Here is a 21,241-nt window from a genome sequence, read left to right as displayed (position 1 = left end):
GCGAACCTACCCTTTCCTCTTCATTCCTCGACCGCGTTGTCCCTCACTAGGGGATTCCTTGCGCTTGCCCCTGCCGATATGCGAATGGGGAACCTTACCTTTGCCGCCGCCTGGATGGGAATTCCCGCCCTTGCCGCCGGGTGAGCGTCGGGCTTCATCCTTACCGCCACTCTGCCGGGCCGGCTTACCCTTGCCGCCGTCCGAGCAAGACTGCTTCCCCTTGCGACTGGGCGCACTACCCGAAGAGCCGCTCCTGCGGGCATCCCCTTTTGGCGCCGCTTTCCCCTTCGGCGTGCCCTTCCCCTTCGACGGCGCGCCCCCGTGCGCCCCCTCCGGTCGCACGAGGCATTTCGCGTCGAAGCCGATGAGGTCCTCCCGGCCAGCACGGCGCAACGCCTCGCGCACCAAATCGCGATTCTTCGGGTCGCGGTATTGGATGAGCGCGCGCTGAAGCGCCTTCTCATGCGGGTTTTTCGGCACGTAAATCGGTTCCATGGTGCGCGGGTCGAGCCCCGTGAAGTACATCACCGTGGCCAAGCTTCCGGGCGTCGGGTAGAAATCCGACACCTGCTCGGGGTTAAAGCCCATATCGCGAACGAATTCGGCCAGCTCAACGGCCTCTTTCATAGTCGAACCCGGGTGCGACGACATAAGATAGGGAACGATGAACTGCTTCTTGCCCGCGCGGGCGTTCTCCTCCTCGAACAGCGAGACGAAGCGCTCGTAGATTGCGTGGTCGGGCTTGCCCATGCACGACAGGACGCCGTGGGAAACGTGCTCGGGAGCAACGCGCAGCTGCCCGCTCACGTGGTGCTCGGCCAGCTCGCGCACGAACTCCCGCCCATGCTTCTCATCGAGCATCACGTAGTCGAAGCGGATGCCCGAGCGAACGAACACCTTCTTCACGCCGGGAACCTCGCGCAGCTCGCGCAAGAGGCGGATGTAGTCGGAATGGTCGGCGATGAGTTTCCTACATGGTTCGGGCGCTAAACATCTTCTCCCCCGGCAAGCGCCATGGTCCACCTGCTTGCGGCAGGCGGGCGCGCGGAAGTTCGCCGTCGGGCCGCCGACGTCGTGGATATAACCCTTGAAGTCGGCATCGTGCGTCATCTCCTCAGCCTCCGCGACGAGCGAGGCGCGGCTGCGCACCTGCACGACGCGCCCCTGGTGGAACGTGAGCGCGCAGAAGGCGCACTCGCCGAAGCACCCGCGGTTGCTCGCGAGCGAGAACTTCACTTCCTTGATAGCGGGAACCCCGCCCGCGGCATCGTAGTCGGGGTGCGCGGCGCGGACGAACGGCAAGCGATAGACCGCATCGAGTTCGGCGGTCGAAAGCGGGGCGGCGGGCGGGTTCTGCACGACGAACTCGTGCTCGCCATAGGGCTCGACCAGGCGTTTTCCCGTCACATGGTCGCTGTTGGCGTATTGTACGGCGAAGCTTTCCGCGTAGGCGCGCGGGTTGGCGCGCATGGCGCCGTAAGCGGGCAGCAGCTCGTAGTCGTAGACATGATCAAGCGAGCGCGTGCGGAATACCGTGCCATCGATGAAAGTAAGGTCACTGACCGAAAGCCCCGAATTCAGGGCATCGGCGATTTCCACAATGGAGTGCTCCCCCATGCCATAGGACACAAGGTCGGCGTTCGAATCGAGCAGGATCGACCGCTTCAGCGAGTCCGACCAGTAATCGTAGTGGGCAAGGCGTCGCAAACTCGCCTCGATGCCTCCGATGATGATGGGAACGTCCTTGAACACGCGTCTGATCAGGTTCGAGTACACCACAACCGCGTGGTCGGGACGCAGCCCACCCTCGCCCCCAGGAGAGAAGGCATCCGAGTGGCGGCGCTTCTTGGCGACCGTATAGTGATTCACCATAGAGTCCATGTTCCCCGAGCTCACGAGGAACCCCAGACGCGGGCGCCCGAGCGCGGCGACGCTTTCCGGATCGCGCCAATCGGGCTGGGCGATCATGCCTACCTTGTAGTGGTTCGCCTCGAGAAGACGGCAGATGATGGCCGCACCGAACGACGAGTGGTCCACATACGCATCGCCGGACACGTACACGAAGTCGCACTCGTCCCAGCCGCGCTCGCGCATGTCCTCGCGGTTCACAGGGAGGAAGCGCCAGCGGTAGGCGCGCGCATCCTCCGCCACCCGCTTATCGGAGCGAGCCCGTTCCCCAGGCCGCTCCCCTGCCCGCACAACGTCCTTGCGATTCGCCGAGCGCTTCGTCATGAGCGCGCGCTTTCGCCTTGGCGGGGAACGACAACGCGCAGGGCGCGCGGGGCGATCGAGATGCGGTAGGAGTCTGCCACGAGCGCCTCCCCGTCGATCTGCACGGGAAGCGGCGCGTCGAAGCGAAGGTCAATCGACGCCGCGCGGCGAAACTCGATCTGCTTGAAGCGTGTATGATGAGCATCCTTCGCCATAAGGAAGATGAAGGTACCGGAAAGCCGCGTCAACGGCGGATGCGCGATGCAGATATCGAACAGACCGTCGTCAGGCGCAGCGTCGGGGCAGATACGAAAGCCGCCGCCGTAAGTCTGCCCGATCTGGACCGCGAAGAGATACGACTCGCCGCAAATAGGCTCGCCGCCGTCGAGCGCGGCAGTGTAGCGGCGCAGGTCCATATGGTGGAGCAGCTGATCGATGCCCGATTGCAAATAGAGCATCGTTCCCGTCTTCCCCGTTCGTGCGCGGCGCTCGACGGTATCGAGCGCAATTGCCGCGTCCAAGCCGAACGACAGCGTCTCCAAGAACCATCGATCGTTGCATTTCCCCACGTCATGCGAGCGCAATTCGCCATCGCATAGCTGCAAGACCGCCGTGGGAAGGTCGGTCGACATGCCGAGCGTGCGCGCGTAGTCGTTGCCCGAGCCGACAGGCAGCAGTGCGAAAGCAGGCCGCTCACCTGCCGGAATCTCCATGAGCCCGCAGGCGACCTCGTTTGCGATGCCGTCGCCGCCGAGCGCGCAAACGCAGTCGAATCCGCGCGATGCGGCACGGGCGGCGATGTCGCTCGCCTGCCCCGGGCGCTCGGTGAACTCAAGCGCGAAGGCGTCTTCCCCTAACGCAGACGCAAGCAAGGCGCGCGCCCGATAAGCGCACGCCTTGCCTTCACCGTTTTGCGCAACGGGGTTCGCGATGATGAGCAGTTTTCGAAAGCAATGTGACATGCCTCGTATTATACGACATGCCCCGCTTGCATTCGCTACATCGCCTAAGGTTTGGCGACCACCAGAGCGTTCTCCAGATATAGCAGCTGGCCGTAATTCAGGGTAACCGTTACCTTCTGGGTGAACGTTCGCACGGCCGTGCTCTCGGGAGCGAGAAGCTCGCTCGGAAGAGTCGCCACTCCGTACTTCGCCGGACCCGAGGTCGAATCGGCCATCGGGATGATGTCATACGTTCCTGCGGCAAGGTCGTAGTCGACGTCGTACATGCCCCAGCCCCGGATCTCACTCGCAGGCGAGCTCCTGTGATAAGGCACGGCAACGGCGCCGGAGATACCTACCCTCATACCCGGCTCAAGCTTCATATACCCGCGATATCCAAAATACGCGGCGTAAAGCGGCGCGTCGTCCGGGTCCGCACCCGCGTGGTACACCTCAATGTAGCCGGGATAGTAGCCGTCGGCGCTGTCAAGCGCGAACCAGCCGGTCGGGATGTTCACGCCAGCGATATAGGAGCCCAGCCCGAAGCGCGGAACTGCCATCTCGTTGAGCACGTCACGATCGAGCACGGAGACCATCTTCGCAAACATGGAGCGATCAGCGGTGTCCTGCGGCTTGATCAGGCGCACGACCGAGCCACCCTGATACATCTCCACGCCGGTGATGATATGGTTGTTCAAACACCACGCAACCTCGTTACGCGCCCATTCGCTCACCTCGTAGTTGTCGGGCATCTGCGCGAACAGGTAGCCGTGAGTCGTCGTGGAAATGCCCGCATGGATCCTGGCGAAGTTCGCAAGCATCGTGCAGAGCTCTTCGCGCGTGACGCTTTGGTACGGGCGGAACGTGCCGTCGCCGTAACCCTGAACGATTCCCGCCTTGCTCGCCCAGCTCAGCGGCACCGTGAAGAACTCGTCGGGCGGCACGTCGGTGAAGCTGTAGCCGTATTCCTCGGGCGCGCCCGCGATGCGCCACAGCACCGTGACCACTTGCCCACGCGTCACCGGATCGTAGGGTCCGAACATGCCCGACTCATCATATCCACGCATAAGCCCATGCTGGAGGGCGTACCCCAAGATGTTGTCGTTCGCAAACCACTCGCCTGGGTCGACATCGCTGAAACCGTAGTTGGGGAAATGTTCGGTTGCGAACGATTGCGCCTCGATAGCGCCCGCCGAATCACCCGGCACAGACTCGCCTCCCTGCCCCAGCGCGAACGCGGCCGCGGGAACAAGCCCTACCGCAAGCAAGCAGGCAAGCATGATTCCAAATAGACGTCGTCTCATGGCTCCTCCTCATCGTCGGAAAATCCACGCGGCGTATACCGCATCAGATTCAGTATACGGTGCGCAAGAAGCCAACCCTCAGCGCGCGCGTGCGATTGGGACACTGGAGCCAAAGAAAAGCGCCCCGCTGAACCTTACGTCCAACGAGGCGCTTGAGAAGGCAGAAATCGGACCCCAAGCGGAGCCTCATCCCTCCATGCGATTCGGAAAAACGGCCATCCGGCTATTCGGCGGCGTCCGCAGCGTCAGCCTCGGCCTTGTCGGCGTCGGCCTGCTCGCCCGCGATCCTGATGTTCGCATGCTCGAGCAGCCAGTTGTTCGCCTTCAAGCGCTCGGCGGTCTCGCGCAGCATGAAGCCGCGGCCCGTCTGCTCGAGGCGCTGACGCAGCATCTTGGGGTTCACCTGCGGGTTCATAGCGCGGCAGGCGGCGTTGATGTCGTCATCGTTCAGCACGAGGTGCTCGTGGCGGAACAGCGCGTCAAGAGCGAATCCCTGCACAAGCAGCTCGCGGATCTGCATCATCATCATCATGCCGAACTGCTGCTGGCCGCCCTGCTCCTCGATGAAGGCGTCGAGGGTCTTACCCTGCTGCTGAGCGGTCTGGCGCACGTTGTTCATCAGCTGCTCGCGCATTGCCTCGTAGACCTCGTCGGCGATGCTGCCCTGGAAACGACGAGCGAGCTCGCTCGCAGCGAGCTGACGGTTGTAGTCGTCGTACTGCTCACGGCCCTGCTTCTCGAGGCTCTCGCGAATGCTGTTGCGGAAGTCGTCTGCCGACTTGTACATCGGCATGTACTTCGTCACCCACTCATCGGTAATGGCGGGGATGACCTTCTTCTGAATCTCGAGCACGGTGGCGCGGCATTCCACCTTCTGGGTGCACTCATTGCCGTCGTCGTCGAGGCTCGGGCCCTCGAAGGTGAAGTCCTTCGTCTCACCGACGTTCATGCCGATGATATTCTCGTCGAAGCCGTCGGGCATGTAACCGGCGCCCGTGGTGTAGGTGCGGCCCTCGGTGGTCAGGCCCGGCATCGGCTTGCCGTCCTCGGAGCACTCGAGCTTCACCTTCACGCTGTCGCCCTTCGCAACCGGATGCGGGTCGTCAGCGACGTACTCGGCGTAGTGCTCGGCCGTCTCATCCATGTGGCGCTGAACCTCGTCTTCGCTCACCTCGAAAGGCTGCACCGTGATGGAAACCGGCTCATAGGAAGAGAGCTCGTAGTTGGGCTTCGGGAGCACCACGACGGTGAACGCGAACTCGCGGTCGCGAGCGATAGCGCGATCGTGCTCGGCCTTCGGCGGGTACGCAGGCGTGAGGTTCTTCTTGTCGATAGCGTAAGGGACAAGGCCCTCGATTGCCTGCTCCTGCACGATGGAATCGAGGTTCTTGATGCCCATCTGCTCCTCGGCGACCTGAGCGACCGTCTTGTCCTTTTCCGGGCGCAGGCCCATCTGCTGAGCGAACTGGATGTAGGCGTTTTGCAGCACCTCGTTCACCTCAACGGGCGTTGCGACGCATTCGAGGCGCAGCTTGCCGTCATCAAGCTTTCGCTGAGTAACCTTCATTGAACTAGTTCCCCTTTCGAATGAGAAAACTCCAACTCATTTGTAGAAATTGTAGCGCAACTTGCGCGATGCGCATCCTGCAAGACGTATGAAAGGGACGGATTACCCCCTCATCTTCGGCAATTCGCAGGTACAAGTAGGCGCCTATTCGTTCGATTTCAGGCTTTCGACCATATCGATCCGGCGCAGCTTCGGGCGCATGGCAAGCGTTACGATCACCGAGAACACCATGGTTAATAGGAACGCAATGATAAAGCTTGCCGCATGGATGTCGCGACCGAACATGACCTGATCTACCTCTGCCGTCACCACGACAAAGCCTTCCATCACGATGCCGAGCAAAAGACCCACGAGCGCACCGATCACGGCAAGCAGGAGCGTCTCGCGGTAGATGTAGGCATCGACTTCGCGCGGGGTGAAGCCGAGCACCTTCAGCGTGGCGATCTCGCGGATGCGCTCGGTGATGTTGATGTTCGTCAGGTTGTAAAGCACGACGAACGCGAGCAGGGCCGCCGCAATCACAAGGACCACGACCACGCTGTCGACGCTCTTGAGCATGGTTCGGTAACTATCGATAGTCTCGTCGTTGTAGGTAACCGTCTTCACGCCATCGGTCGCCAGAAGCTCGTCAGAGAGAACCTCACGCGCGCCCTCGTCTTCCACCTCGTTCGCATAAAGCGTGGTAAACACAGGTTCCTCGCCCATCACCTGCTCGTAGAGTGTCGGCGTGAAGTAGACGTAGTGCCCGACGTAGTTCTCCATGATGCCCGCCACGGTGACCTCGCGCCCGTCGCCCGTCGCGTCGCCCACGGCGTCCTCATCGAAGATGGAAAACGTGCTGCCCACCTCAAGGGAGAGCTCCATCGCAAGCTTCTCGCTCACGAGCACACCGTCGTCGGAGAGCGCAAGCTCCTCGTGCCCCTCACGCGTGCGCATCGTGATGAAGTCGGAGAAGGCGTCGGGATGCTCGGGCACGATGATGTCGATGCGGTGCTGGCTTATGTCCGCGCCGTCGCCGGAGACGGACTGCGCCTGCTTGTTCGCGGCGGCAAGCCAGGTGAAATCTCCCGAGGCGTCTTCCCTAACCCGTTGTTCCACCTGGGATTTCTCGTCAGGCGTGCAATCGGAGTCCATACGAACGATGGTGTTGTAGTGGTAGAGCTCGCCATATTGCTTGTCGATGATGTCGTTGATGGCGTTTTGCAGCCCCAAGCCCGTGAGCAGAAGCGCCGTGCAGCCGGCGATGCCCACGATTGCCATGATAAAGCGGCGCTTGTAGCGGAAGAGGTTGCGCGAAGTGACCTTCCAGGAGAACGACAGGCGGTGCCACACGGGGCGGATGCGCTCGAGCAAGATGCGCTTGCCGGCCTTCGGGGCACGCGGCAGCATGAGGAACGCCGGGCGCTCGCGTAGCGTCGAGGCCGCAGCGAACCAGGTGGCGATTACGGTGATTCCCACGCCGAGCCCCGCAGCGGCGGCCGTCATGGCGGGATCGACCGGGCACGGCCGACACGGGACGGCGTAGATGATCGCATAGGCGCCCATGATGAACCAGGGCAAAAACTTCGAGAGCGCGACGATGCCGATAATCGCACCGACGCCGCTTGCCACGATGGCGTAAATGAGGTACTTCGAGGTGATGCGCGCCTTGCTGTAGCCGAGTGCCTTGAACGTGCCGATGAGCACGCGCTCCTCCTCCACCATGCGCGTCATGGTGGTAAGCGAGACGAGCGCCGCCACGAGGAAGAACAAAAACGGGAAGACTTGCGCAATCTGATCGATGCGGCCCGCGTCCGACTTGAAGCTCTCGGCGCCGATGTTCTTCGTGAGGTCGAGCACGTACACCTCGCCCTCGGTATCGACGATCGCATCCACGTCGGCCTGAGCATCGGCAAGCTTCGCCTCGGCGTCGGCGAACTGCTCCTCAGCATCTGCGCGCTGAGCGGACAGCTCGCTTGCGCCCTCTTCGTATTGCGCGAGGCCATCCTCGTATTCGGAGCGGCCCGAGGCAAGCTGCCGCCGTCCCGACTCCAGCTGGGCGCGGCCGCTGTCGATGGTCGCCTGCGAGCTTGCAAGCTCACCTTCGGCGGCATCCATGCTCGCCTGCGCCTGGGAGCGCTGCTCGGCAAGCTGGGCACGCCCCTGCGCGATCTGCTCGGGAACGCCCGCGGTCTGCGCGTCTATCTGCGCGATGGCGGCCTCAAGCTGCGCCACGACATCGTGCGCGCCCGCCGCCTGCGCCTGCGCGAGCTGCTCGACGAGCATCGCCCGCTGGGCCATGGCGGCATCATAGCTCGCCTGGGCGGCGTCGAGCTGGGCCTCCGCAGCCGCGAACTGTTCCTCGGCAGCTGCGCGCTGGGCGTCGAGCTCCGCCCGCCCGCTATCGACCTGCGCCTGTCCGCTCGCAAGATCGCGAGCGCTCGAGTCGATGGTCGCCTGCGAGCTCGCGAGCTTCGCAGCCGCATCATCAAGCTTCGTCTTCGCGTCGTCAAGTTCCACCTGAGCATCGTCGAGCTTCTGAAGTGCATCGGCGCGCTCGGTCTCGAAGTCGGCTCGGCTCTCGTCAAGTTCCGCCTGCGCATCGGCCCGAATGCCGTCAAGACGCGAGGCCAGAAGATCGTCGGAGATACCGTTGATGCGCGATGCCGTCGCATCGACAAGTGATTGGTAGTCATCGGTCGCCCATTGCGCCTCGCGAGCGCCAGCAACGGTGACGAACGCCTCGGTATAGGGGAAATCCTCCGCGAAAGCGCCTTCGGGAATATAGGCGAAGGTCGCGAGCTGCCCCGACCCGAGCGACGTCGACCCCACCGAAGTCGAGCACGTGTAATACGAGGAACGGACAAAGCCCGAGACCGTGTACTCGTGAACGGCGAAGGTGTCTTCGAGATCGGAGGTCCCTTCCGCAAGCAGGACCTTATCGCCGACGTTCACCTCGGTCGACCACACCGTGTCGGCGGACAACAAACACTCGTCGTTCGAATCGGGCCAGGAGCCTTCGACAAGGATGGGCCGGTTGATATAGTTCGGATCCTCAGATTCAACGTTCAAACCGTCGTCGCATTCACTCGCCCGCGCCTTATCGACGTTGAGGGAATGGATGCGCGTCGTGTACTGCACGCCGTCGATCTGCGCGATGACGTCCGACTCATATGCCGGCATGACACCGCTTACACCTTCAACCTGGGAAATCTCGTCGATCTGATCGTCGGTGAACCCGAGCGTGGAAACAACGCGCAAATCGCACAGGTTGGTCGCGTCGTAGTACGTGTCGCCCGCAAGACGCATGTCGGGGCCGGTGAGACGCAAGCCCGCATAGAAGCCACATCCGAGCGCCGCGATGATGGCAATAGCGAGGAAGCGCCCAAGCGAATGGGTGATCGACCGCATTACCTCTTTGCGGAATGCCCCTGCCATCGGCTACCACTCAATCGTTTCAGCGGAGGCGGGATGGGCGTTTTGCTCCACGGCGGCAACCTTGCCCTCGCGGATATGAATCACGCGGTCGGCGATGTCGGTGAACGCGGAATTGTGCGTGATGAGCACGACAGTCTTGCCCGTGTTCGCGCACGTGTCCTGCAAAAGCTTTAGGATCGCCTTGCCCGTCTTATAGTCGAGGGCGCCCGTGGGCTCATCGGCCAAAAGCACCTTCGGGTTCTTTGCGAGGGCGCGGGCAATAGCGACGCGCTGCTGTTCGCCGCCCGAGAGCTGCGAGGGGAAGTTGTCGATGCGATGAGAGAGGCCCACTTCGGCAAGGACTTCAGCGGCATCGAGAGGGTCAGTGCAAATCTGGCTTGCGAGCTCAACGTTCTCGAGCGCCGTCAGGTTCTGCACGAGGTTGTAGAACTGGAACACAAAGCCGATGTCGTAACGGCGATAATACGTGAGCTCCTTCTCGTCGAACGAGCTCACCTCGCGCCCGTCGAGCATAATCGTGCCCGACGTGCAGGAATCCATGCCGCCGAGCATGTTCAAAAGCGTGGTCTTACCCGAGCCCGAGGGCCCGACCACGACGACGAACTCGCCTTTTTCGACGGTGAACGACATACCGTCGACAGCGGCGACCTCAACCTCGCCCATCTGATAGATTTTGCGAACATCGCGGAACTCGATAAACGCCATGCGGACTCCTCGAAATATCGTCGTTTGTCCCATTATAGCGAAACCTCACCGTTAAACGCGCTCGAGGTTGGTCAAGAGCAAAGGATAGCGGGCGTCGAGAAAGAAAAAGCCCCAGGTCAAATAACCTGGGGCTTCGTAGCAGGCGTCAATCGCTCAGAGATAGGACTCTAGGCGTTGAACAGCTCGATGGAATCGCCTTCCTTGAGCGTGACCATGGCCTTCTTCCACGTACGGGTACGGCCAGCCGCACCGCGCATGCGCTTCGGCTTGGACTTCACGTTCAGGGTGTTCACCTTGGTCACCGTCACGTTGAAGATGGCCTCAACTGCCTGACGGATCTCAACCTTGTTGGAGGTCTTGGCGACCTCGAAGGTGTAGGTGTTCTTCTCCATCATGTCGTAGCTGTGCTCCGTGATGACGGGGCGGATGATAACCTCGCGAGGATCCTTCATTTATGCAAGCACCTCCTCGATGCGGGCCAGGGTGGACTCAGTCAGCACGAGCATCTTGTTGTCCAAGAAGTCGTAGGTGTTGATCATGCACACCGGGACGATGGTGACGGTCGGGATGTTGCGGAAGGACTTGTAGGTGTTGATGTCCTCGTTGCCGATCACGAGCGTCGCGCGACCCTCGATGCCGAGCGCCTTCAGGGCAGCAACGGCGTCCTTGGTGCAGGGCTTCTCGAAGTTCCAATCAGCGACGACCATGAGCTGGTTGTCGGCGAGCTTCGCGGAAAGCGCAGAGCGCATCGCGAGCTTGATCTCCTTCTTGTTCACCTTCATCTCGTAGGAGCGGGGATGCGGACCGAACACGGTGCCGCCGCCAGCCCATTGAGGTGCGCGGATGGTGCCCTGACGAGCGCGGCCAGTGCCCTTCTGGCGCCACGGCTTCTTGCCGCCGCCACGAACCTCGCCACGGGTCTTGGTGTCATGCGTGCCCTGGCGCCACGAAGCGCGCTGCGCGCGGACCGCAAGGTGCATGACCGGGACGTTCGGCTCGATGCCGAACACGGAAGGATTGAGCTCGGCAGTGCCGGTCTTCTCACCCTTCGCGTCCTTGATATCAATCGTTGCCATATGTAATGCAGCTCCTAATCTTCGTTACTAACTACGCCATGCGCACGCGCACGATGCCGTTCTTGCCGCCCGGGATACCACCCTTGACGAGGATGAGGTTCTGCTCCTCATCGATGCGAACGACCTCGAGGTTGCGGACGGTCACCGTGTCACAGCCCATGTGACCCGGCATGCGAACGCCCTTGAAGACGCGGGACGGGGTTGCGCACTGGCCAACCGAACCGGGAGCGCGATGGAAGTGCGCACCGTGTCCGCCAGGGCCGCCGGCAAAGCCGTAGCGCTTGATGACGCCAGCGAAGCCCTTGCCCTTGGAAGTGCCGGTGACGTCGACCTTCTTCACGTCGGCAAATGCCGCGACGGTCTGCAGGTCGCCCGTCTTGTACTCGCTTGCGTCCTCGACGCGAACCTCGCGCAGGTAACGAACAGGCTCGGTGCCGAGCTTCTCGAAATGGCCCGCCATCGGCTTGTTGACCTTCTTCGGCTTGATTGCGCCGAAGCCCAACTGAACAGCTTCGTAACCGTCCGTAGCCTTCGTCTTCACCTGGCAGACCTTGTTCGGCTCAGCCTGGATAACGGTAACGGGAACGACGGTTTCGTTCTCAGCGAAGATCTGCGTCATGCCGATCTTCTTGCCAAAGATTGCATTAATCATTTAAAAGAGCCCCCTTACAGCTTGATCTCGATGTCGACGCCGGCCGGGAGATCGAGACGCATCAGGGAGTCGACCGTGTTCGGGGTCGGCTCCAGGATGTCGATGAGGCGCTTGTGGGTGCGCATCTCGAACTGCTCGCGGGAATCCTTGTCGACGTGCGGGCCCTTGACGACGCAATACATGTTGCGCTCCGTCGGCAGCGGAATAGGACCGGACACCTTGGCACCCGTCTTCTGCGCGGTATCGACGATGAGCTTGGTGGACTGATCCACGATCTCATGATCGTACCCCTTCAAGCGGATGCGAATCTTCTGATTAGCCACTTATCTTACCTCCATTAAGCTTGTCGCAGCCGCGCCTTACGCGTTGCCGCCAGCCTTGCTGATAATCTCTTCGGACACGCTCTTCGGAACCGGCTCGTAGGACGCGAACTGCATCGTGTACGTCGCACGGCCCTGGGTGCCGGAGCGCAGGTCGGTTGCATAGCCGAACATCTCGCCCAGCGGAACCTTCGCGGAGATGACGACGGCGTTGCCACGTGCTTCCTGGCCGCAGATCATGCCGCGGCGGCTCGGGATGTCACCCATGACGAAGCCCATGTACTCCTCGGGGGTTTCAACCTCGACGGACATGACCGGCTCGAGGATGACCGGGTCAGACTTGCGCAGCGCGTCCTTGATCGCCATGGAGCCTGCGACCTTGAATGCAGCTTCGGAAGAGTCGACGTCGTGGTAAGAACCGTCGATGAGCTCGACGCGAACGTCCTCGACGGGGTAACCAGCCAGAACGCCCGTGTTGAGAGCTTCCTGGATGCCCTTGTCGATGGAAGGAATGTACTCCTTCGGCACGACGCCGCCGACGATCTTGTTCTCGAACTCGTAGCCCTTGCCGGCTTCCTGCGGATACATGTTGATGACCGCATGGCCGTACTGGCCGCGACCACCGGACTGGCGGACGAACTTGCCCTCGGCGTTGAGCACTTCGTGGCCCGGACGCTCGCGGTAGGCAACCTGCGGCTTACCAACGTTCGCCTCGACCTTGAACTCGCGCAGAAGACGGTCAACGATGATCTCGAGGTGAAGCTCGCCCATGCCGGCGATGATGGTCTGGCCGGTCTCATGGTTGGTCGACACGCGGAACGTCGGGTCCTCTTCTGCCAGCTTCTGGAGTGCGATCTCCATCTTGGTCTGGTCGGCCTTGGTCTTCGGCTCGACAGCAACGTCGATAACGGGGTCGGCGAATTCCATGGACTCGAGGATGATCGGCGCGTCTTCCTCGCACAGCGTGTCGCCCGTGGTCGTGTTCTTCAGGCCAACGACGGCGACGATATCGCCAGCGGAGCAGGCGTCGATGTCAACGCGCTGGTTGGAGTGCATCTGAAGCAGGCGGCCGATGCGCTCTTTCTTATCCTTGGTGGCGTTGGACACGTAGGAACCAGCGTCCAGATGGCCGGAGTACACGCGCAGGTAGGTGAGCTTGCCGACGAACGGGTCGGTCATGATCTTGAACGCGAGGGCCGCAAACGGGGCCTTCGGATCGCTCGGGCGCTCATCTTCCTCGCCGGTCTCGGGGTTGGTGCCCTTGATGGCGGGAACGTCGATCGGAGCCGGGAGGTAGTCGACAACGGCGTCGAGGAGTTCCTGCACGCCCTTGTTCTTGTAGGCGGAGCCCACGAACACGGGGTTGATCTTGCAGGCGATGACGCCCTTGCGCAGGGCAGCCTTCAGCTCTTCGACGGAGACTTCCTCTTCCATGAGGACCTTCTCCATGAGGTCGTCGTCGCAGTCGGCGGCAGCCTCGAGGAGCTCCTGATGGTACAGCTCGGCGTCATCCTTGAACTCGGCAGGGATCTCGTCCATGGGCTCAGGGTAGGTCATGCCCTTGTCGTCTGCCTTGAAGTCCCATGCGGTCATGGTGACAAGGTCGATGACGCCCCAGAAGTTGTCCTCAGCGCCCATCGGGAGCTGTGCAGCAACTGCCTTCGCGCCCAAGCGATCTTTCATGGTCTGGATCGCATGGAGGAAGTCGGCGCCAACGCGGTCGTACTTGTTGATGAACGCGATGCGGGGAACACCGTAGCGCTCGGCCTGACGCCAAACGGTCTCGGACTGCGGCTGAACGCCGGCAACGGCGTCGAACACGGCGACGGTGCCGTCGAGAACGCGCAGGGAGCGCTCAACCTCGGCGGTGAAGTCCACGTGGCCCGGGGTGTCGATGATCTGGAAGCGATAGGTCTCGCCATCCTTCTTCCAGAAGCAGGTGGTAGCAGCAGCGGTGATGGTCACGCCGCGCTCCTGCTCCTGCACCATCCAGTCCATCGTCGCGGCGCCATCATGCACCTCGCCGATCTTGTGGGTCTTGCCAGTGTAGTAAAGGATTCGCTCGGTAGTGGTCGTCTTACCGGCATCGATGTGGGCCATGATGCCGAAGTTACGAGTGAGCTTCAGGTCGTTAGTCTTAGCCATGTTCCCTCACGACCTAGAAGCGGTAGTGCGAGAACGCACGGTTGGACTCGGCCATCTTGTAGAGGTCCTCACGCTTCTTGACGGAAGCGCCGGTGTTCTCGGCTGCGTCCATGATTTCTGCAGCGAGGCGCTGCTTCATGGTGTGCTCCTTGCGCTTGCGCGAGAAGTCTACGATCCAGCGGATGGCGAGCGTGGTGGCGCGACGGGAGTTGACCTCCATCGGCACCTGGTAGGTTGCGCCGCCGACACGCTTCGGCTTGACCTCGAGCGTGGGGCGAACGTTGTCCATGGCCTTCTTGAAGACGGACAGGGGATCCTGGCCGGACTTCTCCTCGACGATGCCGAAAGCACCATAGACGATGCCCTCGGCGATGGACTTCTTGCCATCGAGCATGATCTTGTTGATCAGCTGGGTGACGAGACGATTGTTGTACTTTGCGTCCGGCTGAGTTTCACGACGGACTGCTGCTGCACGACGCGGCATTGGGTAACTCCTTCTTTCCTGCGCGCTTCGAGGGGGCTTCCTTGCCTCCCATTAGGCCTTTCTTTTCTGGCCCGCGCGACTTAGCGGTTTACTTATTTCGGGCGCTTGGCGCCATAGCGGCTGCGAGCCTGCTTGCGCTTGTCGACTGCAGCGCAGTCGAGAGCAGCGCGGATGACCTTGTAACGGACACCAGGAAGGTCCTTAACACGACCACCGCGGATAAGCACCATGGAGTGCTCCTGGAGGTTGTGACCTTCGCCGGGGATGTAGGCCGTTACTTCCATGCCGTTGACGAGGCGGACACGGCAAACCTTACGAAGAGCCGAGTTCGGCTTCTTCGGCGTGGTGGTGTACACACGGGTGCACACGCCACGCTTCTGCGGGTTGCCCTTGAGCGCCGGCGTCTTGGACTTGGCGACAGCCGTCTTGCGGCCCTTGCGGACCAACTGATTAATAGTAGGCAAGTTCCTTCTCCTTCTTTACTACCTGGCTTCGCGCAACCTGACCATGTGGCTGCGAAAACCATATGCCTGCTGGGATTGCCCCGCGTGCGAGGCGCTCCCCCATTTTCATGTACGCTCAGCTGTTGCGCACACGAAAATACACGCCGCAATGCGGCGCGAGTTGGTACTATACGGCTCGAACACCAGCTTGTCAAACGCCACGCACCCGGGTGTGTCTATCCCCTAGGGTAAACGGCGCACAGGGTGGGACATCATGCAGACAGGTTGCTGTGAGCTGGCAAAACACAACTTGAAGAAGCTGTCTCGCGAGCGCTTTCGGGGCAATTGCCGCGTCGGTGCCTCCTCGCTTGGGTGCCGTCTCCTTTTCTTCTCCATAATTCTCCAGCGCAACTTCCGACGAGGCGACACCTTCCTTGCTTTTCTCGAGCAGCCCGGCATAACTCGGACCCTTATGCGGAAAAGGGCGCCTGAGGGAAGGCGCCCCGTGAAGCTGCGAGCCGTGATAGGGATGGAAGCAACGGCTCGCTGGAAGTATGCAGTTGGTTTGGGCGCGTGCGCTCGCTCCGAAGAGGGCCTCGGCACCTCGTTATTGGCGGCCTGCTGCACGAACCCCTTCGATGTAGCCGTTTTCCGCAGCCGCCACTGCACGATCGCGGCTTGCACGGCGCTCCTTGAGCGACTCAGCAGCATCGATGATGCCGCGCTCCGCGTCGAGCTTGCAATTGCGGAAGTACACCGCCCAATTCACCGCGATGCACACCACATTGATGAAGTACACGGCAAGCACCCAGTTGATCGTGCCGGACACGAACTTCGCGGCAATGCCGGCAACATAGCCGAGCGTGATGAGCAGGATGAACTGCCAGCTCGTTCCCGCCGCCGTACGCGCCTTGTAGTTCTTGTACGCATTCATCGGCCACGACAGGCCAAAACAGATGAGCATGACAGCTTCAAGCACTTCCGCCAAGGAAAATCATCTCCCGAATCGAGCATCGTTATATCTTTGCTTATAGTAGGCGTCTTCTTGATAATGTCTAATATATCTTTAAGATGAAACCGATAAGTAATCCGTTATTGAATTGGGATGCCCATGGAACTGCTTCAGCTGAAATACTTCCTCGCCGTAGCCGAAAGCGAGCACATGACCAACACGGCCAAGCAGCTCCACATCGCACAGCCTGCGCTTTCTCAGTCGATCCACCGGCTCGAGCAGGAGCTCGGCGTGAGCCTATTCGAGCGTGCGGGGCGCGGCATCCGCCTCTCCCCCGCCGGCGCCTACGTTCGCGACCGCGTGAAGCCGGCGATGGAAACCCTCGAGAACGTGACGCGCGACGTGCAGCTTTTCCAACAGGGCGAGCAGGGTGTGGTCCGCGTCGGCGTCCATGCGGCATCCGGGGTAGCCATTGACGGCATCGCCGCCTACAGCGAGCTCAACCCGCACGTCTCGTTCGAGATCACGCAGGACGAGCGCGAGCGGCATCGCGATGTCATCGTGACAACCGTCACGCCGCGCGGCTCGAGCACCGTGGAGAACGCCACCGAGAAGACGCCTTTCTCCGAGCGCATCGGCATCGCCGTTCCCGCAGGCAGCACGCTTGGGGAAACCGCCTCGCTTTCCGACTTCGCAAGCGAGCGGTTCATCGCGCTCGCCGGCTCGCGCCGCTTTCGCGAGGTGTGCGACACCTTCTGCACGCGGCGCGCCTTCACGCCGCATATCGCGTTTGAAAGCGACAATCCCCTCGTCGTGAAGAAGATGATCGGCCTCGGGCTTGGCGTGGGATTTTGGCCCGACCACAGCTGGGGCGACCTCGATCCCGCATCGTGCCGCCTCGTCCATCTGCGGGAAACCGAGTTCACGCGCGATGTCATCGTTGCGAAGACGAGCCGCTGCACCCCGGATTCCGAAGCACAGCGATTCTACGAGTTCCTGCTCGACTACGTGGCGAAACGTTGGGAGGAATAGCGCCCGAACGTGTGGCGGGGACTTGGCGCGACCGCCCCGCAGGTTTGCGCTAAGATGCCTGTGCAATATCGCCCCTGCAACGGCCGCCCCGCAGGGACAGCCCCAATATCGTCAAAGTCGCTCGCGCACGCACAAGGCCCCGACGCCTGCGCGGATTTGCGCGAGACATCGGGGCCTTGTCGCTAAAAGAGCGAGCATCCACCTTCGCGGACGCGCCTTCTTACGCAGCGAGAATGGGAGCCGCGACCTGCTTCTTGCGGGAAAGCACGCCGGGCATCCAGGCGCTTTCGCCGTCGTTCAAGTTCACGCCGAACACGTCGGAGACGAACTGCGTATCGCCCTCGCAGATGAACTGCGAACCCTCGGCGAGGATATCGGTCGCGAAGAACAGCACGAACTGGTAACCCTTTTCGGCGACGAGCGCTTTGATGGCCTCGCGAATCTCAGCTTCGCGGCCGAGCACCGCCTTCAGGTCGACGGTCTCGAACTGGCCGATGTAGACCTTGTTGCCGTTCTTGAGTTCGAATTCCTTCGCATCGGCGTTCACCAGCTTGTCGATAGGAAGCTCGGCAGGGTTCGAGCGGCACTTGAAGATGTCCATTCCGTATTCGACGGGATCGACGCCCAAGGTCTTGGCCGTGCGCGCAATCATGTCGCGGTCGAAATCGGTCGTGGTGGGCGACTTCATGATAACGGTGTCGGTAAGCATCGCGCCGAGCAGGAGCGCGGCGATGGACTCGGGAAGCTCCACGCCCTCGATTTCGAACTCGCGCGCGACGATGGCGGCGGTGGAGCCGACGGGCTTCACGTTCACGCGAATCGGCTGTGCGGTGGTAAGGCCGCCCAAGCGATGGTGGTCGACAACTTCAACGAGGTCGTCGGTGTTAAGGCCGTCCACGGACTGGAGCAACTCGTTGTGATCGACGAGGATTACCTTAGCGCCCTCGGGAACCGACTCGATGAGCCGGGGCTGCTCGATGCCGCGCTCGCCCATGATCCACTCGGTCTCGGGGGGGAGCGGGCCCAGGCGCACCGGCTCGTATGCTGCCTCTTCGCCCGCGCGGCGCGCGAGTTCGTTTTTCAGGTATGCATACCCGACAGCCGCGCTGATGGCGTCGTTATCAGGGTTTTTGTGACCGACGACGATGATCGATGACATGTTCTCTCTCCTTGCTTCTCCGCCGCGCAGCTCAAAGCGGCAACGTTCGTCGCGGTGCGCAGCTAACCTGAGCGCTCTCGGCGGGATGTTGAAAATGCCCGAACAGTATAACGCACACCCCGCATCGCGCGAGCTCGGAAACGCAATCGCGCCAGGTGTCGGCGTGAAAGGGATTGCAGGTCGCGGAGCCTCTGCGCTTGCGAGCTCGCGCTTTCCACCCCCTTTGCCCCAACGCAACTGATATATAGTGTTGATGGAATCGGCACGGCGATGCGCATCTCGAAACGGAAGTTGAGGATGCTTGTTGCGACACATCACGCGCAACGCTCACGCCATTGCGCATGCCGCGGGCGGCTTTGCACACGCTGCACGCAACGCACACGTCATTCCGCAAGACGCACGCGACAACATCAAACCGAGGAGAAACAGGAGCTCATTCCCATGAAAACGCTTGGACTTCGCGACATCATCGGCCCGATCATGGTCGGACCCTCCTCCTCGCATACGGCAGGGGCGCTGCGCATCGCGCTCATGGCGAGAAACCTCTGCGGGTCGGCTCCCCAAAAGGCGGAGTTTCGTCTCTTGGGGTCGTTCGCACACACCTACCAAGGCCACGGCACCGATAAGGCCCTCGTCGCGGGCATGCTTGGGTTTGCCGCTGATGACCTGCGCGTTCGCGACTCCTTCCGCTGGGCCTCCGCAAAGGGGCTCGTCTTCTCCTTCACCCCCGACCCCCAGGCCGACGATTTCGCGCACCCCAACACGATCGACGTCACCGTGACTGACGAGGCGGGCTGCACGGTTTGCGTGCGCGGCGAGAGCATCGGCGGCGGCGCGGCCGTGATCACCCGCCTCGACGGCATCGACGTGCATATCACCGGCGAGCACACGAGCGTCGTCGTACGACAGCGAGACGAAGCGGGCGTGCTCGCCCATATCGCAAGGTGCCTATCGGATGAAGGTGTAAACATCGCGACGACGCGCATGTTCCGCGAAAGGCGCGGCCAGGTAGCCTACACCGTGCTCGAGTGCGACCAGCGGGTGAGCGACAAGGTGCGCCGCGCGATCGCCGAGCACCCCGGCATCTTCGACGTGCGCGTGATTCCCGCCGACAGCACAGCTTCCGAGGGTGAAAGCGCGAAAGGCGACAACATCGACGAGGGGCAGGCGCTCATAAACTTCGAAGCGCTCGATTTTGCAAGCGGGAAAGAGCTCTTGAACTGGTGCGATGCTCATGAATCGACCATCTCGCAAGCATTCTGCGCCCGAGAAGAGGCCCTGTGCGCGTCGCAGGGGTGCGCCGCCGACACGCAGGAGTACCTCAAGCGCGCGCTTAGCGCAATGCGCGCCTCAACGCTGCGGCCGATCGAAGAACCGGCCGAGTCCATGGGCGGCCTTTTGGGCAGCGAGGCGCAACGGATGCGCGCGCTCCATGCGTCCGGGAGAAGCGTCTGCGGCGATTTGACGGCGAAGGCGGCGACCTACGCGATGGCCGTCCTTGAGACGAACGCGTCGATGGGCCGCATCGTCGCCGCGCCCACTGCGGGCAGTGCGGGCGTCGTCCCCGGTGTGCTCATGGCACTCGGAGAAGAGCGCGGATTCACCGATGAAGACCTGGCTCGCGGGCTTTCCTGCGCGGCCGCCGTGGGATACCTCATCACGAGAAACGCCACCGTGTCGGGCGCCGAGGGCGGCTGCCAGGCGGAGGTGGGCGCCGCATGCGCCATGGCCGCTGCGGCAACCTGCGAGCTTGCCGGGGGCACGCCCGCGCAGTGCCTGAACGCTGCCGCGAACGCACTCACCAGCCTGATGGGGCTCGTCTGCGACCCCGTGGCGGGACTGGTGGAAGTGCCCTGCCAGAAGCGAAACGCGGCAGGTGCCGCCGTTGCGCTCGTGAGTGCGGAGATCGCCCTTGCGGGTATCGGGAACCTCGTCGACTTCGACCAGACGGTCGATGCGATGTTCGCTGTGGGCAAGAGCCTCCCCTTCGAGCTGCGTGAAAGCGCCCTCGGGGGCCTCGCCGCCACCCCCGCCGCCTGCGCCTACTGCGAAAGCTGCCTGAACAGGGGCTAGAGGGCATCCCACCGAAGCCAGATTTGGAAAACCACCCTACTCCTCGGCCCACTCTTCCAGCTTCAGCCCTGGCACGCGCTTGAACTCCCTTGCATTACGCGTCACCAGCGTGGCGTTGCGCGAGCGCGCTGTAGCGGCAATGAGCATATCGTTCGGGCCGATGAGCTGCCCTTTTGATTCCAGTTGCGCACGAATGGTCGCGTATTCCCGCGCAGCTCCGGAGTCGAAGGAAACGACTTCGAAGGGAAGAAGAAACTGCTCGACAAGCAAGCGATTCTCTTCCATGCGAGCGCTTTTCTCTGCTCCGAGCAAAAGCTCCGCCTCCACAACAGAAGGCACTTTGAACAGGCGCGGATCGCTTCTTCGCAAAAGGTTGTACAGGTAAGGCATCCGTCCGCGCATGAATTCAATGCAAACGCAAGAGTCGAGAAAGTACACAACGCACCGCCTACTCAAACGGAGAATCGAACGAAATGGAATCGTCCAACGAAGCATCCAGCTCAAGCGGCTCGACGAACGTCGGATCATCAAGTGCGCCGTATGTTTCCCAAAAGCCCGCAGGCCACGCCGATTCCGCCCGGTTTTGAATAAGACAGCGAGCGTATTGGGACAGCGAAACACGCTCGCGACCTGCACCATCACGCAAAGATTCCATTGTTTCGTCATCGAGATACAAGGACAGCTGGGGCATCGCACCCTCCTTACAACAACAAGTATAGAACCAAGTATACTTGTATCTCTACTTGTTCGCAAGGAGAGA

The 21,241-nt window shown here is 61.8% G+C and carries 19 protein-coding genes; 2 read left to right on the top strand and 17 right to left on the bottom strand.

Going from position 1 to position 21,241, the window contains the following annotated elements; all coding sequences use genetic code 11:
* Positions 1–6 precede the first annotated feature (6 nt).
* From Q0I65_RS06370 to Q0I65_RS06305, 14 genes are all read right to left on the bottom strand, one after another.
* Positions 7–2,232, bottom strand: coding sequence for a YgiQ family radical SAM protein (locus Q0I65_RS06370; RefSeq protein WP_296061326.1), 2,226 nt, complete (start codon positions 2,230–2,232; stop codon positions 7–9).
* Positions 2,229–3,173 carry a diacylglycerol kinase family protein gene (locus tag Q0I65_RS06365; protein WP_296061324.1) on the bottom strand — a complete coding sequence of 315 codons (945 nt, stop codon included), beginning with the start codon at positions 3,171–3,173 and terminating at the stop codon, positions 2,229–2,231. The genes Q0I65_RS06370 and Q0I65_RS06365 overlap by 4 nt, the downstream gene beginning before the upstream one ends.
* A 44-nt stretch (positions 3,174–3,217) precedes the next feature.
* On the bottom strand, positions 3,218–4,456 hold the full coding sequence (locus Q0I65_RS06360; protein WP_296061322.1) for an S-layer homology domain-containing protein: 1,239 nt from the start codon (positions 4,454–4,456) through the stop codon (positions 3,218–3,220).
* A 223-nt stretch (positions 4,457–4,679) separates the two neighbouring features.
* Positions 4,680–6,023 (bottom strand): trigger factor, encoded by a 1,344-nt coding sequence (locus Q0I65_RS06355; protein ID WP_296061319.1) that lies wholly within the window; start codon positions 6,021–6,023, stop codon positions 4,680–4,682.
* Between the two features lie 144 nt (positions 6,024–6,167).
* Positions 6,168–9,413 carry an FtsX-like permease family protein gene (locus Q0I65_RS06350; RefSeq protein WP_296061317.1) on the bottom strand — a complete coding sequence of 1,082 codons (3,246 nt, stop codon included), beginning with the start codon at positions 9,411–9,413 and terminating at the stop codon, positions 6,168–6,170.
* Positions 9,414–9,443: 30 nt separating this feature from the next.
* Positions 9,444–10,145, bottom strand: a complete 702-nt coding sequence (locus tag Q0I65_RS06345) for an ABC transporter ATP-binding protein (protein ID WP_296061315.1) — start codon at positions 10,143–10,145, stop codon at positions 9,444–9,446.
* Between the two features lie 167 nt (positions 10,146–10,312).
* Positions 10,313–10,597 (bottom strand): 50S ribosomal protein L23, encoded by a 285-nt coding sequence (gene rplW / locus Q0I65_RS06340; RefSeq protein WP_158049763.1) that lies wholly within the window; start codon positions 10,595–10,597, stop codon positions 10,313–10,315.
* Entirely contained in the window at positions 10,598–11,221 is a 624-nt protein-coding gene (rplD, locus tag Q0I65_RS06335; protein ID WP_296061309.1) for a 50S ribosomal protein L4, read from the bottom strand.
* 31 nt (positions 11,222–11,252) lie between these two features.
* The gene (rplC, locus tag Q0I65_RS06330) at positions 11,253–11,873 is read right to left on the bottom strand and encodes a 50S ribosomal protein L3 (RefSeq protein WP_158049765.1); all 621 of its coding nucleotides are present in this window, start codon (positions 11,871–11,873) and stop codon (positions 11,253–11,255) included.
* A gap of 14 nt (positions 11,874–11,887) precedes the next feature.
* The gene (rpsJ, locus tag Q0I65_RS06325) at positions 11,888–12,196 is read right to left on the bottom strand and encodes a 30S ribosomal protein S10 (RefSeq protein WP_158049766.1); all 309 of its coding nucleotides are present in this window, start codon (positions 12,194–12,196) and stop codon (positions 11,888–11,890) included.
* A gap of 36 nt (positions 12,197–12,232) precedes the next feature.
* Positions 12,233–14,338, bottom strand: coding sequence for an elongation factor G (gene fusA, locus Q0I65_RS06320; protein WP_296061303.1), 2,106 nt, complete (start codon positions 14,336–14,338; stop codon positions 12,233–12,235).
* A 13-nt stretch (positions 14,339–14,351) separates the two neighbouring features.
* Positions 14,352–14,822: a 30S ribosomal protein S7 gene (rpsG, locus tag Q0I65_RS06315; RefSeq protein WP_296061300.1), complete on the bottom strand. Its 471-nt coding sequence runs from the start codon at positions 14,820–14,822 to the stop codon at positions 14,352–14,354.
* A 92-nt stretch (positions 14,823–14,914) separates the two neighbouring features.
* Positions 14,915–15,286, bottom strand: a complete 372-nt coding sequence (gene rpsL, locus Q0I65_RS06310; RefSeq protein ID WP_158049769.1) for a 30S ribosomal protein S12 — start codon at positions 15,284–15,286, stop codon at positions 14,915–14,917.
* Positions 15,287–15,872: 586 nt separating this feature from the next.
* Complete coding sequence (locus Q0I65_RS06305; RefSeq protein ID WP_296061296.1) at positions 15,873–16,253, bottom strand: hypothetical protein; 381 nt, start codon at positions 16,251–16,253, stop codon at positions 15,873–15,875.
* A 123-nt stretch (positions 16,254–16,376) separates the two neighbouring features.
* On the opposite strand from Q0I65_RS06305, the gene Q0I65_RS06300 reads away from it, so the two are divergent.
* Positions 16,377–17,249 (top strand): LysR family transcriptional regulator, encoded by an 873-nt coding sequence (locus Q0I65_RS06300; RefSeq protein ID WP_296061292.1) that lies wholly within the window; start codon positions 16,377–16,379, stop codon positions 17,247–17,249.
* A gap of 220 nt (positions 17,250–17,469) precedes the next feature.
* Here the strand turns inward: Q0I65_RS06300 and Q0I65_RS06295 are convergent, their stop codons facing one another.
* Entirely contained in the window at positions 17,470–18,408 is a 939-nt protein-coding gene (locus Q0I65_RS06295; protein ID WP_296061288.1) for a manganese-dependent inorganic pyrophosphatase, read from the bottom strand.
* Between the two features lie 441 nt (positions 18,409–18,849).
* Here Q0I65_RS06295 and sdaAA point away from each other — a divergent pair, with 441 nt between their 5' ends.
* Positions 18,850–20,481, top strand: a complete 1,632-nt coding sequence (gene sdaAA, locus Q0I65_RS06290) for an L-serine ammonia-lyase, iron-sulfur-dependent, subunit alpha (protein WP_296061286.1) — start codon at positions 18,850–18,852, stop codon at positions 20,479–20,481.
* Positions 20,482–20,517: 36 nt separating this feature from the next.
* On the opposite strand, the gene Q0I65_RS06285 is transcribed toward sdaAA, so the two are convergent.
* Positions 20,518–20,976, bottom strand: coding sequence for a type II toxin-antitoxin system VapC family toxin (locus Q0I65_RS06285; RefSeq protein WP_296061284.1), 459 nt, complete (start codon positions 20,974–20,976; stop codon positions 20,518–20,520).
* Complete coding sequence (locus Q0I65_RS06280) at positions 20,930–21,172, bottom strand: antitoxin (RefSeq protein WP_296061283.1); 243 nt, start codon at positions 21,170–21,172, stop codon at positions 20,930–20,932. The genes Q0I65_RS06285 and Q0I65_RS06280 overlap by 47 nt, the downstream gene beginning before the upstream one ends.
* Between the last annotated feature and the right edge of the window lie 69 nt (positions 21,173–21,241).

Source organism: uncultured Ellagibacter sp. (assembly GCF_934643285.1).
Classification (GTDB): Bacteria; Actinomycetota; Coriobacteriia; order Coriobacteriales; family Eggerthellaceae; genus Ellagibacter.
This window is presented reverse-complemented; position numbering and strand designations above follow the sequence as displayed.

What these genes read in the sequence shown, in the direction of transcription:
- Q0I65_RS06370 (WP_296061326.1), bottom strand. Translation starts at nt 2,232, where the DNA reads ATGACGAAGCGCTCGGCGAATCGCAAGGACGTTGTGCGGGCAGGGGAG.
- Q0I65_RS06365 (WP_296061324.1), bottom strand. Translation starts at nt 3,173, where the DNA reads ATGTCACATTGCTTTCGAAAACTGCTCATCATCGCGAACCCCGTTGCG.
- Q0I65_RS06360 (WP_296061322.1), bottom strand. Translation starts at nt 4,456, where the DNA reads ATGAGACGACGTCTATTTGGAATCATGCTTGCCTGCTTGCTTGCGGTA.
- Q0I65_RS06355 (WP_296061319.1), bottom strand. Translation starts at nt 6,023, where the DNA reads ATGAAGGTTACTCAGCGAAAGCTTGATGACGGCAAGCTGCGCCTCGAA.
- Q0I65_RS06350 (WP_296061317.1), bottom strand. Translation starts at nt 9,413, where the DNA reads ATGCGGTCGATCACCCATTCGCTTGGGCGCTTCCTCGCTATTGCCATC.
- Q0I65_RS06345 (WP_296061315.1), bottom strand. Translation starts at nt 10,145, where the DNA reads ATGGCGTTTATCGAGTTCCGCGATGTTCGCAAAATCTATCAGATGGGC.
- rplW (WP_158049763.1), bottom strand. Translation starts at nt 10,597, where the DNA reads ATGAAGGATCCTCGCGAGGTTATCATCCGCCCCGTCATCACGGAGCAC.
- rplD (WP_296061309.1), bottom strand. Translation starts at nt 11,221, where the DNA reads ATGGCAACGATTGATATCAAGGACGCGAAGGGTGAGAAGACCGGCACT.
- rplC (WP_158049765.1), bottom strand. Translation starts at nt 11,873, where the DNA reads ATGATTAATGCAATCTTTGGCAAGAAGATCGGCATGACGCAGATCTTC.
- fusA (WP_296061303.1), bottom strand. Translation starts at nt 14,338, where the DNA reads ATGGCTAAGACTAACGACCTGAAGCTCACTCGTAACTTCGGCATCATG.
- rpsG (WP_296061300.1), bottom strand. Translation starts at nt 14,822, where the DNA reads ATGCCGCGTCGTGCAGCAGCAGTCCGTCGTGAAACTCAGCCGGACGCA.
- Q0I65_RS06300 (WP_296061292.1), top strand. Translation starts at nt 16,377, where the DNA reads ATGGAACTGCTTCAGCTGAAATACTTCCTCGCCGTAGCCGAAAGCGAG.
- Q0I65_RS06295 (WP_296061288.1), bottom strand. Translation starts at nt 18,408, where the DNA reads ATGTCATCGATCATCGTCGTCGGTCACAAAAACCCTGATAACGACGCC.
- sdaAA (WP_296061286.1), top strand. Translation starts at nt 18,850, where the DNA reads ATGAAAACGCTTGGACTTCGCGACATCATCGGCCCGATCATGGTCGGA.
- Q0I65_RS06285 (WP_296061284.1), bottom strand. Translation starts at nt 20,976, where the DNA reads ATGCTTCGTTGGACGATTCCATTTCGTTCGATTCTCCGTTTGAGTAGG.
- Q0I65_RS06280 (WP_296061283.1), bottom strand. Translation starts at nt 21,172, where the DNA reads ATGCCCCAGCTGTCCTTGTATCTCGATGACGAAACAATGGAATCTTTG.